Source organism: Acinetobacter sp. SM34, assembly GCF_022012365.1.
In the GTDB taxonomy this organism is placed as follows: Bacteria; Pseudomonadota; Gammaproteobacteria; order Pseudomonadales; family Moraxellaceae; genus Acinetobacter.
The window spans coordinates 142,055-156,470 of the sequence record NZ_JAKLTP010000006.1 but is presented as its reverse complement, the minus strand read 5'-3'; the positions used below and the strand labels follow the sequence as shown (position 1 = coordinate 156,470).

General features: G+C 40.7%; 8 protein-coding genes and 1 pseudogene. 1 reads left to right on the top strand and 8 read right to left on the bottom strand.

Features of this window, described 5'->3' with window-relative positions; translation table 11 throughout:
• Nucleotides 1-13: 13 nt before the first annotated feature.
• The 5 genes and pseudogenes from LZZ98_RS07340 to LZZ98_RS07320 all read right to left on the bottom strand — a co-directional run bounded on the left by LZZ98_RS07340 (nucleotide 14) and on the right by LZZ98_RS07320 (nucleotide 5,706).
• Entirely contained in the window at nucleotides 14-157 is a 144-nt protein-coding gene (locus LZZ98_RS07340) for a hypothetical protein (RefSeq protein WP_237787272.1), read from the bottom strand.
• Between the two features lie 316 nt (nucleotides 158-473).
• Nucleotides 474-1,639, bottom strand: a pseudogene (locus LZZ98_RS07335) (IS3 family transposase).
• Between the two features lie 354 nt (nucleotides 1,640-1,993).
• Nucleotides 1,994-4,633, bottom strand: a complete 2,640-nt coding sequence (locus tag LZZ98_RS07330; protein ID WP_237787271.1) for a bifunctional aconitate hydratase 2/2-methylisocitrate dehydratase — start codon at nucleotides 4,631-4,633, stop codon at nucleotides 1,994-1,996.
• 294 nt (nucleotides 4,634-4,927) lie between these two features.
• Nucleotides 4,928-5,200 (bottom strand): hypothetical protein, encoded by a 273-nt coding sequence (locus LZZ98_RS07325; protein WP_237787270.1) that lies wholly within the window; start codon nucleotides 5,198-5,200, stop codon nucleotides 4,928-4,930.
• 146 nt (nucleotides 5,201-5,346) lie between these two features.
• Nucleotides 5,347-5,706 (bottom strand): hypothetical protein, encoded by a 360-nt coding sequence (locus LZZ98_RS07320; RefSeq protein WP_086198044.1) that lies wholly within the window; start codon nucleotides 5,704-5,706, stop codon nucleotides 5,347-5,349.
• A gap of 541 nt (nucleotides 5,707-6,247) precedes the next feature.
• Here LZZ98_RS07320 and LZZ98_RS07315 point away from each other — a divergent pair.
• Nucleotides 6,248-6,457 carry a cold-shock protein gene (locus LZZ98_RS07315; RefSeq protein ID WP_086175076.1) on the top strand — a complete coding sequence of 70 codons (210 nt, stop codon included), beginning with the start codon at nucleotides 6,248-6,250 and terminating at the stop codon, nucleotides 6,455-6,457.
• Nucleotides 6,458-6,557: 100 nt separating this feature from the next.
• On the opposite strand, the gene LZZ98_RS07310 is transcribed toward LZZ98_RS07315, so the two are convergent.
• The 3 genes from LZZ98_RS07310 to LZZ98_RS07300 all read right to left on the bottom strand — a co-directional run bounded on the left by LZZ98_RS07310 (nucleotide 6,558) and on the right by LZZ98_RS07300 (nucleotide 14,379).
• Entirely contained in the window at nucleotides 6,558-6,995 is a 438-nt protein-coding gene (locus LZZ98_RS07310; RefSeq protein WP_237787269.1) for an Sbal_3080 family lipoprotein, read from the bottom strand.
• A gap of 107 nt (nucleotides 6,996-7,102) precedes the next feature.
• Nucleotides 7,103-11,617: a translocation/assembly module TamB domain-containing protein gene (locus LZZ98_RS07305; RefSeq protein ID WP_237787268.1), complete on the bottom strand. Its 4,515-nt coding sequence runs from the start codon at nucleotides 11,615-11,617 to the stop codon at nucleotides 7,103-7,105.
• Nucleotides 11,618-11,655: 38 nt separating this feature from the next.
• Complete coding sequence (locus tag LZZ98_RS07300) at nucleotides 11,656-14,379, bottom strand: autotransporter assembly complex protein TamA (RefSeq protein WP_237787293.1); 2,724 nt, start codon at nucleotides 14,377-14,379, stop codon at nucleotides 11,656-11,658.
• Between the last annotated feature and the right edge of the window lie 37 nt (nucleotides 14,380-14,416).

The window sequence follows — 14,416 nt, the reverse complement described above, 5'->3', positions numbered from 1 at the left end:
ATTCTATCCAATATTATTTTTGTTGTTTTTGGGGGTTTTGAGATTGTTCATTTTGTTGCTTTTTAGGGTCTGATTGTTGTTGCTGTTGTTTCTGATCGTTCTGTTGGTTTTGCTGTTGCTGTTGATCAGATTGTTGGTTTGGTTGTTGATTAGCCATTTTAGTTTCCATCCTATAGTTTTGGAATACGCTGCTTTAATAGCAACGTTATCAGGCTACTCTTTAAATTTGCTTATCCAATACCTTGTCTGTATCAATTTGCGTGAATGTAAGTTGAATAAATATAGTGGACTGATCTTTAACAAAACTTTTTAGATGAGGTTAACAATCATTACCTGAATCTCTTATTTCAAAAGCTCCTTTTCTGGCCAAACGTTACTCAATCTTTCGACATCAATTGCGTGGCCATCTGCTTTTTCTGCCAAGCTTCGATTGATGTGTGCTGAATTAACAGGATACTTCCACTTGGTAGATTCTATGCAGCCAACTTGTAAAAGTCTGCTGCCATTTGATTTGGTGTTTTAAAATCTAATCCTTTTTGAATTCTCTGCTGATTATAAAATAGCTCAATATATTTAGTAATATCTGCTTTAACTTCTTCTCGTGTTTTATAATTACGATGATGAACCAATTCATTCTTCAGTATGCCCCAAAAGCTTTCAATAGGTGCATTGTCGTAGCAATCTCCTTTTTTGCTCATTGAACCTTGAAAACCATATTTTTCAAGCATAGTTCGATACTCATGACTGCAATACTGACTTCCTCTATCTGAGTGAACGATTAAACCTTGTCTTGGCTTTTGATTACGAATAGCCATACTTAGAGCATTGCAAACAAGCTCTGCTGTCATACGTTCATTTAAACTATAGCCAACGACCTGTTTCGTATAAAGATCTTTTAAAGCAGCTAAATATAGCCATCCTTCACTTGTCCAAATGTAGGTAATGTCACTTCCCCACGCTTGATTTGGAACACTCATGTTGAATTCTTGCTCTAACAGATTGCTGTACACAGCACGATTGTGATTACTATTCGTCGTTCTTTTAAAGCGTTTATAGCGCTTACAATAGAGTTGTGTAAGTTTCTTTATGCTACGTACTGCATACTGACTAATTTCAATGCCTTGAGCATGCAAGTACTTGGTCAACCGAATTTAACCATAGCTTTCATTGGTTTCTTCATGAGCTATTTTGACCAATATCGTCTGTTGGTTTCTTTGAATAGCACTTTTGCTCAAGCCACACTTCAACCAGTCATAAAATCTTGAAACTGAAACATGAAGTAGACGAGCCATCATAGCTATTGGGTATACATGTCTTTGCAGTTTCATATATGCGTACCTTACTGACTTTCTTTTGCAAAGTACGCTGCTGCTTTTTTTAGAAATGCTTTTTCCATTTCAGCATTTTTGAGTTGTTGCTTCAGCTTCTTGTTTTCTTCAAGCAGGGCTACAAGATCTGGAGAATATTGTTGTGTACCAACTAATGTTCCAGATTTAGCTTTATTGTACCAATTTGAAAGTGTTTGCATGGATATGCCGAGCTGCCTTGCTGTTTCTGAGACATTGCCCTTATTTTCTTCAATTACTTTTATGGCTTCAGCTTTAAATTCTGACGTGTAAAAATTTTGCTTTTTTCTCATGGTAAACTCCTGATGAGTAAGTATAGTTTACCAAGTTAAAGTCTCCGCTTTTTTCAGCACATATCAATCATAGTTTCTTTCTTTTATATATCGATCTAAATCACTTCTAATATTACGTAAATCAAAATATGTAGAGCTAATAAAAATTCTTGGTTTTGTCATTTTTATTTTAAAATCAAAGTATTAAGTTAGGCTTATTTTACATTTTATATACCTTAAAAACAATAAAATTAAAAAATAAGGGCTGATTAATCAGCCCTTATTTTTTATTACTTAACGCTTAATTTTCAAGTAAATCAAAAACTTACTCTTACGCTAGGGAAAAGCCTTTCGGCTTTTCTTTATCCTAGCTCATTAAGACAATTGAGCAGCAGCAATTTTCTTGGTATCAACATCTTTAGCAGCGTCAGTATAGTCGCCCATTTTGTCGAAGCTTAAGTATTGATAGATGTCAGCAGACATGCTGTCAATTTGAGCTGCATACTGTTGGTATTCTTCTGGAGTTGGTAATTTACCAAGTACAGCAGCAACAGATGCAAGTTCAGCAGAAGCTAAGTAAACGTTCGCACCTTGACCTAAACGGTTCGGGAAGTTACGAGTAGAAGTCGATACACAAGTTGTGTTCGGAGCTACACGTGCCTGGTTACCCATACACAATGAACAACCTGGCATTTCTGTACGAGCGCCAGCTTTACCATAGATGTTATAGAAACCTTCTTCCATCAATTGACGTTCGTCCATACGAGTCGGTGGAGCAATCCACAAACGAGTAGACAATACGCCACCAGGAACTTTCTCAAGTAACTTACCAGTTGCACGGAAGTGACCGATGTTCGTCATACATGAACCAACGAATACTTCGTCAATTTTCACGCCTTGAACGTCAGAAAGTAATTTCGCGTCATCTGGATCGTTCGGGCAGCACAGAACAGGTTCAGTGATTGTAGCAAGGTCGATTTCATACACTTTAGTGTATTCAGCGTCGGCATCAGCTTTAAGAAGTGATGGGTTCGCTAACCATTTTTCCATGTTCTCAACACGACGAGCCATAGTACGCGCATCGCCATAACCTTCAGAAATCATCCATTTCAACATAGTAATGTTTGATTTAAGGTATTCAGCAACTTTCTCTTCAGAAAGAGTGATTGAACAACCAGCAGCTGAACGTTCAGCAGAAGCATCAGACAATTCGAACGCTTGCTCAACAGTTAAGTCAGTTTCCATTTCTGTTAAGTCGATCTCAAGGATACGACCAGAGAAGATGTTTTTCTTACCTTTCTTCTCAACAGTTAAGTCACCTTGCTGAATCGCAACATAAGGAATTGCATGTACTAGGTCACGTAGAGTGATACCAGGTTGCATTTTACCTTTGAACTTAACAAGAACAGATTCAGGCATATCAAGTGGCATAACACCAGTCGCTGCAGCGAACGCTACAAGACCAGAACCCGCTGGGAATGAAATACCAATTGGGAAACGAGTATGCGAGTCACCACCAGTACCAACGGTATCCGGAAGAAGCATACGGTTTAACCAAGAGTGAATAATACCGTCACCTGGACGTAAAGACACACCACCACGGTTCATGATGAAATCAGGAAGCGAGTGTTGCATTTGAACGTCAACTGGTTTTGGATACGCAGCTGTATGACAGAAAGATTGCATAACAAGGTCAGCAGAGAAACCTAGGCAAGCCAAGTCTTTCAATTCGTCACGAGTCATAGGACCAGTGGTATCTTGCGAACCAACAGTCGTCATCTTAGGTTCACAGTAAGTACCTGGAAGTACACCTTGACCTTCAGGAAGACCACAAGCGCGACCAACCATTTTCTGTGCTTGAGTGAAGCCTTTGCCAGTAGCAGCAGGTTGAACTGGAGTACGGAACAAAGTAGATACAGGAAGACCTAAAGCTTCACGCGCTTTAGTAGTCAAACCACGACCAACGATCAAGTTGATACGACCACCCGCACGAACTTCGTCAAGAAGAACTGGTGTTTTAAGTTCAGCTTCAGCAATAACCGCACCGTCTTTAGACGCAGTCACTTTTGCAGCAGCATGATCGATGTTAAGAACGATTTCATCGCCCATGTTCATGTTAGCAACGTCGATCTCGATCGGTAACGCACCAGCATCTTCCATGGTGTTGAAGAAGATCGGAGCGATTTTAGAACCTAAGCAGTAACCACCGTCTTTTTTGTTCGGGATGTGAGCGATGTCGTCACCAAAGAACCAAAGAACAGAGTTAGTTGCAGATTTACGAGATGAACCAGTACCAACAACGTCACCTACGTAAGCAACTTGGTTGCCTTTCGCGATAAGTGCTTTAATTTGGTTTAATGGACCAACTTCACCTGGTTTTTCAGGATTGATACCATCACGTTCGTTTTTCAACATCGCATTCGCGTGTAACGGGATGTCTGGACGGCTCCAAGCGTCTTGTGCAGGAGACAAGTCATCTGTATTTGTTTCGCCAGTTACTTTGAAAACTGTCAATTTAATTTCAGATGGAACGTCTGGACGTGTAGTGAACCATTCAGCATCAGCCCAAGACTGCATAACAGCTTGTGCATTTGCATTACCTGCTTTTGCTTTATCAGCAACGTCATGGAATGCATCAAATACAAGAAGAGTTTTCTTAAGCGCTTCAGCAGCAAGTTCTGCAAGTTCAGCGTCATCAAGAAGTGCAACTAAAGGTGCAACGTTGTAACCACCAAGCATAGTACCTAGTAAGTAAACAGCACGTTCTTTAGTGATTAAAGGAGATGTTGCTTCGCCTTTTGCCAATGCAGCCAAGAATGCAGCTTTTACATAAGCAGCTTGGTCAACACCTGCAGGAACACGGTTTTCTAGCAAATCAACTAAAAATGCTTCTTCTCCAGCCGGTGGATTTTTTAATAGTTCAACCAAGTCAGCTGTTTGAGCATCGTCAAGTGGCTTCGGTGGGACTCCGAGTGCGGCACGTTCTTCAACGTGTTGGCGGTAAGCTTCTAGCACGGTGTTATTCCTCTTTTTAAAAAATTATCTACGAATTCCAGCTTATTCAAAGCTTCGCAAATAATATGGACTGCTAAATTTTACTAAAATTCCAGTTAAAAGTTAATGCAACTAAAGTGTTTCTTTGTGATGTCCATTATTTTGTAGCTAAATGATGTTCATATTGGTTACACATTAGGCAAATACTTCACTTTCAAGGCTTTTTAATAGCAAAAAACTGAGTTTTACCTGAACATTAAACATAAAAAAGACAACCTAATGTTGCCTTTTTTTCTTCTATAAAAATATTCAACCTTAGTGGACTGTGGTTTCGGACAAATATTGCTGTAATTCTGCACGATTGCCTGAAAATTTAAGCATGCATTGGTCTTCAAATAAGTCATTGTGATTAGAACTTGCAAATGAAATATCTACCATATAGCGTGGATTGTTTTTCCCATCAATTTTTCTGCGCAGAAATACTTTATCACCTACGCTGAGCACATAATTTCCACCACCAATAATAGCCATGCCTTGCTCATCTTCCAAAAGCAAATCTGCATGATGTAAGTAGCCGATCACATCCATTTTCCTGCTCCTACGTTATTGTTGTAGAGTTCATTATTTAATAATAAGATAAGCTTTTCCATATTTTTCATTAAGTAAATGTCACAATTTGTACCAAATTTTGCTTAGGCTATTTTTTATTATTCGGGAATAAAAAAAACCGTTCCTTAGAACGGTTTGTAATTTGGCATTTTGTCATGCGGTGTAGAAATACATTTTTCAGTAATTTTTTGCTTGAACTGATTACGGCTTGCTTCCGGATCTTTCGTTATCTCTGCTAACGGTAATGCATAAACCTGCTCAATAATATCCAAAATAAAGGTTTTGGTGATTTCATCTTCAATTTTGTTGGCATGTTCTATGGCAGCTGCTTTGGTAATGGTATTTTGACGATCATACATAATGTTGTTCGCAGCATTACCCATACTTGTACAATAGCCTTTCCATTGCTCTTCAGGCGTTAACGGCTTTTTTTCAGCACATCCAACCAAGGCAACCAATACCGTCAAAGCAAATAATTTTTTCATCAATGTTCTCCTGTTGCCCCCTATGATAATCAAAGTTAAAGAAAATACGAAATCTCCTGGCCCGAAATCAGAACAACCACTTCAAAATAAACCTAATACATCAAAATACTGATTGATGATTGATACACCCCTATGTACGCTTATTGAATATGCTTATTTTTCATAACAAATTGATTGCTTTTATAAAGAAACGATTAATTACGAATGAAATAAATAACTGCAGAACTTATCTCGTTTATTATTTCTACAAGCTTACATCCTATTACAAATATTAAATTATTGTTTTTATTAAAGGTATTTATATAATTACAAATTATAGAAGATAAAAACCCGAATAAATAGATATTCGGTTGCATAAAATGAAACATCGCTATATACTTAATCCCAACTAGAAAAATAGTTTGTTCTGGTAAATCTTTTAGTATTTCGCAGTTTTAGTCATAATCCTTCGTTTTTTCAGATTTAAAGTTCCATTCTTCTTTTCAAGTTAAATCATCAAGCTTTTCAATAAGCTAAAAAATATTTTCATAGGATTTATATTATGTCTAACACTGTAAAAGGTACTGTAAAGTGGTTTAACGAAACTAAAGGTTTCGGTTTCATTCAACAAGAAAATGGTCCTGACGTTTTCGCTCATTTCAGCGAAATCACTGGTAACGGCTTCAAAACTTTAGCTGAAGGCCAACAAGTTGAATTCAGCATCGCTCAAGGTCAAAAAGGCCCAAATGCTGTAAACATCGTAGCACTATAATTTTATAATCACGCTTACAGCAGTAAGCCGGATTAGAAAAAAAGCGAGAGTTAAACTCTCGCTTTTTTGTATTTAGGTTCAATAAAAACTTAACCTATTTTCAAGGTGTTTTATTTAATAATTGATCCACCAGCTCATTGATTTTAGTCTCGGTACTTCTCCATTTATTCAAAGCCAAACCTCCATTTCCTTTTAATCTAAAGGAAGCTTCAGATACCTGACGACCATCTTGAATCAGATTGAACCGTGCCGACACCATATATGGAGCCATATCCCAAGCTCTTAGCGCCGTATAATGCAGTGTGGTTTGACAGAAGCTTAAATTATCCGTCTCTTTATAGGTTTGTGCCTGAATGTGATAACGCGCAAAACTCTTTGCAACCAATTGATCAAAATCCTGAATGATGACTTTTGGATTATGAACAATACACACCTGTTTAATCGACTCTGGATTAAATCCAGTGCTGTTATTCACCTGAATGGCTGTACAACCGGTCAATCCACTTGCTACTATCCCCGCAATAAATAATTTTTTCATTCTAATTCCCCTTTATAATTAATAATAAACCAGCAAAAACACTATTTTATATCATAAAAAACCGCCCGAAGGCGGTCAATGATGAAAAGAAGATCTCATCGCTAAATTTAGAAGCGCCAATTATAGAACACGTCAATGGCACGTTCCAGCGATTGACTTGCTTCCAGATATAAACGCTTATTCATTTGATAACGTAAGGTCAATTTATTCACTGGTGTAAATACCCCAACACCATAACGGATAAACAGATCCGGGGTAATATAACCCGTCACACTCACTTGAGTATCATCACCTGTTCCCTGAGCATCCAGAGCCAAGCCACTTAGACCAAAAGTACGTCCAATCTGGTTGGTTAGCGCACGAGTACCGCCTAAACCCATACTGATTCCGGCAGCAGCAATGGTATTATTTACATCGGACTTGAAGCCTTCTGCCTGACTAATACCACTGGTACCTTCATTAATACGACCAGTAATTAAGGCGTTCAATGCTTCTTGCTCAGACAAACCGGCATCGTTATAGACCTGAATATTTGGAGTGGTTGCTGTACCGGTTACCCGTACCCCAACCAAGCTACCTTGTACACTCTTATTGGCATCGATATCTAAAGTCGGATTATATAAAGGCCCGTTAAAACGTGCAATCGCACGATTTAAATCCAGACTTTGCCCATAAGCTTCAATTTTTACCCGCTGGCTCACCCCTATAGCACCATTGGCACGCATAGCCGTTTCAAGCCCACGTTGTGAGAGGTACAAACGTCCTGCCAGTGGAATACGGCTATCAAAACCTTGGAAAATCACCTGATTACCCAAATTTACCAAGACATCGGCACGAATATCCCAAGGTCGGGCAGCTCTTAATATGGCCAGCTGATCCTGTCCTTCACGCACAATCCGTACATCTGAAGATACATTGACCACCGGTGCTGAAGCTTCAGGCATAGAAATTAAGGCACGTGGCACATCCACCTTACCGTTTAAGGTCAATTTTTTCTTAAATGGCAACATATCCAAAGTCAAATCTGGCGTAACCACGGCGGTAATTAACGGTGCCTGTCGAACAAGCAGGTTTTCACCTTTTAAATGCAATTGAATACGCGGATCATCTTTCCAGTTTACGCTGCCGGTTAATGCACCGGCACCTTGTCCACTATTAAATGCTCCATTAATGGTGGCGTGATCTTGGCGTATAGAAGAATAAACTTGAATATTGGTTAAATTCACCGGCAATGAGATCATGCTGATTGCCCCATCTTTCAGGCGCATTTCACCATTCACTAAAGGCTGCGTCAATGTACCGCTAATTTTTCCGGCAAATGACAAGTTACCAGCCAAAGAACGGATATCTTGAATAAAGGGTTTAAAGACTTTCAGCTGTACCTGATCGAAGGCAATCTCACCACGCATCGGCATACTGTCTTTATAAGGATCAATAATTACATTGGCATAACCGGTACCAATTTCAGGTGTTTTAACATCTAGACGAACTTGTAAACCTGTAGCGACACTTTTTGCCACTACCGCAATTTCATTATAATTCAGCGTAGAACCGGTATCTTGTGGATCTTCGGCCGCAAGCCCAATCACGCCATTACGTGTCACTAGTCTGGCATCAATTTTTGGCTTACCGCCTTGTACCCAGGCAGCTTTGGCATAGCCATTGACTTTACCGGTAATTTCCAGACCTTCAGGCATAAAGGCAGCAAAATCATTTAAGTCGACATTTTTGGTAATAAAGGAAACATTACCCTTGGTTTTGCTCACCCGAATCGGTTGGTCAAAACACAACTGGCTTTGCTGGCTCGACCAGCAATGTGCGCCTACAAATAATTCACCTTTTGCCGAGCTATAAATCACAGAGGCATTTTGACGTTGCACCAAACGTGCACGCAAAGAGTCAAAGTCACCGTTCTGGATTTGTCCCAACCAATCATTCTGTGCATTAAAACCACCGGCCAATTGCACATAGAATTTGGAAATTCGGTTTTGCGCCTGTACTTTCAAGATGTGAGCTTTGCGGGTACCGGCCAGTGAAATTTCCCCCTGCTGAATCTCACGCTTACCACTGCGCAAGTTTTCCATTTTCGCAGTCATCAGCGTCGGGGTTGATTCCGAAGTCGGCAGCTCGCCCTGTACCCGCAATTTTTTTACACTAAATAACTGGTTAAAACCGAAATCATCTACTGCCAGATTTGCAGTTGCTTGCAAGCGGGGCTGTGATTGCACATTCAAATAGCCATAAGCACGACCACGCAGACCACTGTAAATTTCATACAAGGCAGGCGCATTGATTTTCAGTCTTAAGTTCTGTGCATTTCCTGTGGCTTGAACCTGGTTTTTGGCATAAGAGAGATAGAGGTTATTTGCTTCAAATTGTTGTGGCAGGAAGCCTTTTTGATTTGAATCAATCACCACAGCCAGATTACCGGTGCCCCGTACAGGTTTATTGTTGATGATACCCGCTAGATTGAGTTTCTGGATATTAATGCGTTTTAAAGCATCCGACCAAAGCCCTTCAGTTTTCACATTGCCGGAGAGTTCACCACGTAAAGAGGAGACAAAATAATGCGGTTTAAAGCGTACCAGAGAGGCATTGATATTCCAGCCAATGCCATTGTGCAAATGGATCAGACCACTGGCATAAATTTTCCCGGCAATACCTGAATGTTTCAGTTCATCCACTTTAATCAGTTCCGGCGTACCGGAGACCTTAAACTTGAGCATGCCTTCACTGGCAGGAAGCTGACTAGCATTGAGTGCACCATCATAATTCACGGCAAAACTTTTAAACGTACCACCCGCTTTCTGATCATTAAACAAAATCGCTGCGGTACTACGACCGGTTAAGCGTACAGTTTCGTTGTTATTTTGCTGTGCTAGACGACCGGTTAAATTAATCGCATCCAGATGGATAATTTGCTGATTCGGTTTGGCGAAACCATTGGCTTTGACCTGTCCATTAAGCAAATTAACTGGTGCAGCTTCTACAACCGTTTGCGGATTAAAATCTTTGGCATTAACAATGGCATTCCATTTCAATTGACGTTTTTTAGTCGGCAATTCTACTTTTGCATTACCTGTTAAACTACCTTTGCCAGCCACATAACTAAAACTTGGAATATTTAAATTATCATTTTTTAGATTGAGCTGTGCGGTATACAGGCCCTCAGGCAGCATGCCTTTATCATGTTTTGACACCGCTGTGGCAACATGAATATCCTGCTTGCCTTCAACCAGTGCGAGTTTGACATCGCCAGATTTACTGCTTAACCAGCCCACATAAGGCACGGCACGATCAATATTTTGCCAAGCCACATTTAGCAGCATCGGATTTGGTTTTTTGCCTTTCTGCTCCGCCTGATCGAGTTTTAAGTTCCATGTTTCATAAGGGTCAAAATCCACCAATGCGGTTAAATGCATGCCATCTTGCAAATGCCCTTTAGAGGCAATTTTGGCATCCAGACTTGGCGGCAAAAAGTCCTGAATGATTTGCGGAATCAGTTTGTCTTTGGGATTGATTTTATCGACACGGCCATTCATATCCCAAGTCACATGATCTTTCCAGCTCACTACACCAGCCACATTCACCGCACCATTCATCAGCTGGCCATTTAGATTGCTAATGTCGAGCTGATGTACCAAGTCAGTATGCATGCTGCCGTTATATTGACCTTGCGGAATATTCTTGCCGCTTATGTCCGTAATCGCATCAATATTTAAACGCTGAATATCACCATTAAATTTCGCCACACCATTCTTGGTATATAGTTTTTGTTCAGTCAGTAATGGCCAATGGTATTTTTTAAGCTTCAACTCACCAAACATGGGAACATGCTTACGCACTGGATGCAACACCACCCAACCGGTCAACAAGTCTGGAGTATTGGTGGCTACACCGGCCTGAATGGTATCCAGTGAACCTTGCGCCACGACTTTAATATCATGAATATTCAGATTTTTATGAAGTGCAGGAATATTCAGGTCACCCACGGCATTTAAAGGATATTTCCCTTCAAACTTCATGTTTCCGCTGGCATTTTTCACAGAAAGATAGCCCATATCCATCCGGGAATCTTCAAACTTCAGTTCAGTCCCCGACCACAGGGCTTTATTCAGGTGAATATCGTGAAACTTTACACTTGCCGTAGCAGTCTTAATCAGCAGATGATCGACATCTGCGGTGTCTAGACGCAACACAAAGGGCAAGCGAATTTCATTAAATTTAAATGGTTTATCACTCGGTGGATGTTTGCTAATAATTTGTAGATTACGCACATCGGCACGATTCAGGTGAATTTCTTTTTTAAGGATGGCACGCCAGCCCAAAGTGACATCTGCTCGGTCAATTTTAACGTCTACAGGTTTGAGCGTGACTAAAATATTTTTTAGGATAATGCCGCTTAACAGATTGCCGCCTTCATATTCATAATGAATAATGTGCTGACGCTCTAAAACACGATCCAGCAAAAACTTGCTGCCTTTATCGGTACTAAACATTACAGCGAAAGAAGCAATCAGCAAGACAAACACAATAAGCAGTGTGAACAGCACACTCCTTAGAATACGACGCTTTTTAGGTCTAGGTGTTTCGGTCTCTGGTTGCTGTTCTACTTCAGCCATAATACTCTCTAAAAACTAAGATTTATAAAAACCAAGATTTATAATTGTGAACCAATAAAGAAATGCAGACGTATTGGATGGTTGTCATCAGAAATACCTGAAGCCACATCTACGCGAATAGGGCCAATCGGCGATGCCCAACGCAGCCCCAAGCCCACACTATATGCTGTAGGTGTATTAAGGGTTTTATCGTAAGCATTGCCGACATCGCTAAAAATGGCTGCACGCCAGCCTTCTTTAAACTGATAGTTATATTCAAGTGATCCCACAGCCAAAGCTTGGCCACCGATTTTAAATCCATTTTCTTCTGGCGATAAACTTTTATAGTCAAAACCGCGTATAGTCTGGTCACCACCGGTAAAGTAACGCAGATTATAAGGCACCTTGCTAAAGTCTTGGGTCAAGATATAACCTAAATCACCGCGTCCTACAAACTGGTGATTGTCATTTTCACCCAAAGAGTAAATAAAACGCCAGCCTGCATTGAGAATGGCCATATCCGCATCAGACAATAACGATTCACTGCCGAGTTCCACTTTATAGGTCTGCTTAAAGCCTTTACCTGGGTTAACACGTTTGTCACTGGTGGTACGAGACGCTTCATAGCCAAACAATAAAGATTGTTGCTGTTCATTGGAATTAGCCAGGAAGGTGTCCGGAATTTCACTCGCGGCAATTTCACCATTTTGGGTCAGCTGGTCCAAACGGTAACGAAGACCAAAAGTATGTTGCCAGCTACCGCGCGGTTTTTTAATAATTCTGTCCACACCAGCCACGGCAGATTCAATCTGCAAGCTATTGCCTTGGGCAACATTATCACGTTGCTCATGCTCATAACCACCCACAATACTGATATAGTCATTGATTGGATGGTGATAAGGAATATTATAATGCCCATCTATAGACTGACGAATTTGAGAGAGTTCGACGTTGGCATCAAAGGAATGCCCACGGCGGTTAACAATGGCACGGCGGTACTGACCACGTAAACGCGTACCTGTATCTGTACCATAACCCGCCCCCAGCTCTGCACTATTCAAACGGTCTGCGTTTAAAGTCACAATAACCGGAATTTTTTTCTCTTCACGCGCCTGAACTTTTAAACGTTCCTCTTCAGAATCTTTCATTTCCTGCTCTGCACGCATTTGACGCAGATTTTCATCCCCTTCAGTTTCACCTTTACCGGCAAATTGGGTTTCATCTGCTACCGATTGCGTTACCTCTTTTGCAGAAGCGACCCGTTTTTTATCCTGCACAGCCGCTTCGCTTTCAGATATTTTTTGCTGATCAACCAAGGCCTGAATATCTGGTGGTAATTCCAGCGATTTTTCAATTGGATCTGGGTGTACTGCATTCACCAAGGTGTAATTAAAATAACGCGAGTTGGTGAGGTTATTGGCTAAACCATTGACACGCCAGAAGGTATAGTCCGCACCATCTTCCCAAGAGACCATGCTTTGCAACACATCCATATCGATTGGAAGTGGTTGTGTCGGATCACTCATACGAAACTCAACAGGGCCTAACTTATAACGTTCGCCTGTTTCATAACGTAAATTCACATCTGCCGTGTTTTGTGGCTGGGCCACTTTAACATCATGCAAACGCCAGTAACCATCAAAGAAACCGTTATTGGATGCGGCATCGTTAATACGGGTTTTGGTTTGTTCATATAGACCATGATTGAAAATATCGCCTATATCCTGATCAGGTAAAAGCCGGATCACCTGGAACTGGGGCTGATTTTCCCCTGCACCACTCAATTCAATATTCTGCTCTTTAATTTGTACCGGTGCATTTGCCGTCACTCTGACCCGAACACGGTTTTCACTGAGTTTCTCGAATTTAAATTCAGCATTATAAAAACCCATAGCCTGTGCAGCCTGATTGGACAAGGTCCTCAGCTGTGGCAATGCAGATGGAAAATCGCTAAATGATTCCTGAGTAAAACTGGAAAGTTTAGCTTTGAGATTTGTTTTCAGATTTTCCAGTGCTTGTGCATAAGCTTTAGCAGAAACGTCGCTGCTGTTTGGCGTAGCAACCACAATCACATCCGCACTGATACGATCTACCTTAGCAGTATTGAATTGACGCGGCGGGCGTATTTTGTAGAGCCAGCGTTTAAAAAAGTTGGGTTCTTCGACTTCATCTGCCGGGGCTAGTTCAGGCAAGGTTTTGCCCGCTTCATTGGCTTCAACGATAATCTGGCTGTCGGCCTGAATAGTCGACATCAGCTGATCTATATTCACCGGTGCCTGATTAATTTCAACCAGTTCCTGTTGTGTGGCATCAGAAACTACCGCTTCTGTGCGCTGACCTGCACGGTATTGCTGGGCCTCTTTTTTCGCCTCTTCAGCGACACGAAAAATTTCATTTGTCATGTCTGCACTGACAGGTGTAATCGGCAGTTCTTCTAGATCCTCAAATTCAATCGGTTTGAATTCTTCCAGAGGCTGTGTTGCCTGTTCTTGCTGCTCCAGCATTTGCAGGCTATCAGGTTCAGTTTGATTTTGGATACTTTCTAATTTTTTCAGCTCTTCACTGCTGCCCACACCCTGTTTAACAGCTTCATTCTTGAGCTGTTGTTGAAATTCTGCTTCAGTGATTGGAGTATTTGGCTGAGTCACTTGTGCAAAACCGTGTTGAGCCAGTAACATGAATACCAGACTGAGTCCGAATCGTTTATGCTCATTGTTCCACTGTAAAATGGAATTAACACTTAAACTAAGTGTCGACTTTTGAAAATTCAGTTTTGAAAGCATAAAAAACTCTAAACTCATATAATATTTGTAATGGAAA

What these genes read in the sequence shown, in the direction of transcription:
- LZZ98_RS07300 (WP_237787293.1), bottom strand. Translation starts at nt 14,379, where the DNA reads ATGCTTTCAAAACTGAATTTTCAAAAGTCGACACTTAGTTTAAGTGTT.
- LZZ98_RS07310 (WP_237787269.1), bottom strand. Translation starts at nt 6,995, where the DNA reads ATGAAAAAATTATTTATTGCGGGGATAGTAGCAAGTGGATTGACCGGT.
- LZZ98_RS07315 (WP_086175076.1), top strand. Translation starts at nt 6,248, where the DNA reads ATGTCTAACACTGTAAAAGGTACTGTAAAGTGGTTTAACGAAACTAAA.
- LZZ98_RS07320 (WP_086198044.1), bottom strand. Translation starts at nt 5,706, where the DNA reads ATGAAAAAATTATTTGCTTTGACGGTATTGGTTGCCTTGGTTGGATGT.
- LZZ98_RS07305 (WP_237787268.1), bottom strand. Translation starts at nt 11,617, where the DNA reads ATGGCTGAAGTAGAACAGCAACCAGAGACCGAAACACCTAGACCTAAA.
- LZZ98_RS07340 (WP_237787272.1), bottom strand. Translation starts at nt 157, where the DNA reads ATGGCTAATCAACAACCAAACCAACAATCTGATCAACAGCAACAGCAA.
- LZZ98_RS07325 (WP_237787270.1), bottom strand. Translation starts at nt 5,200, where the DNA reads ATGGATGTGATCGGCTACTTACATCATGCAGATTTGCTTTTGGAAGAT.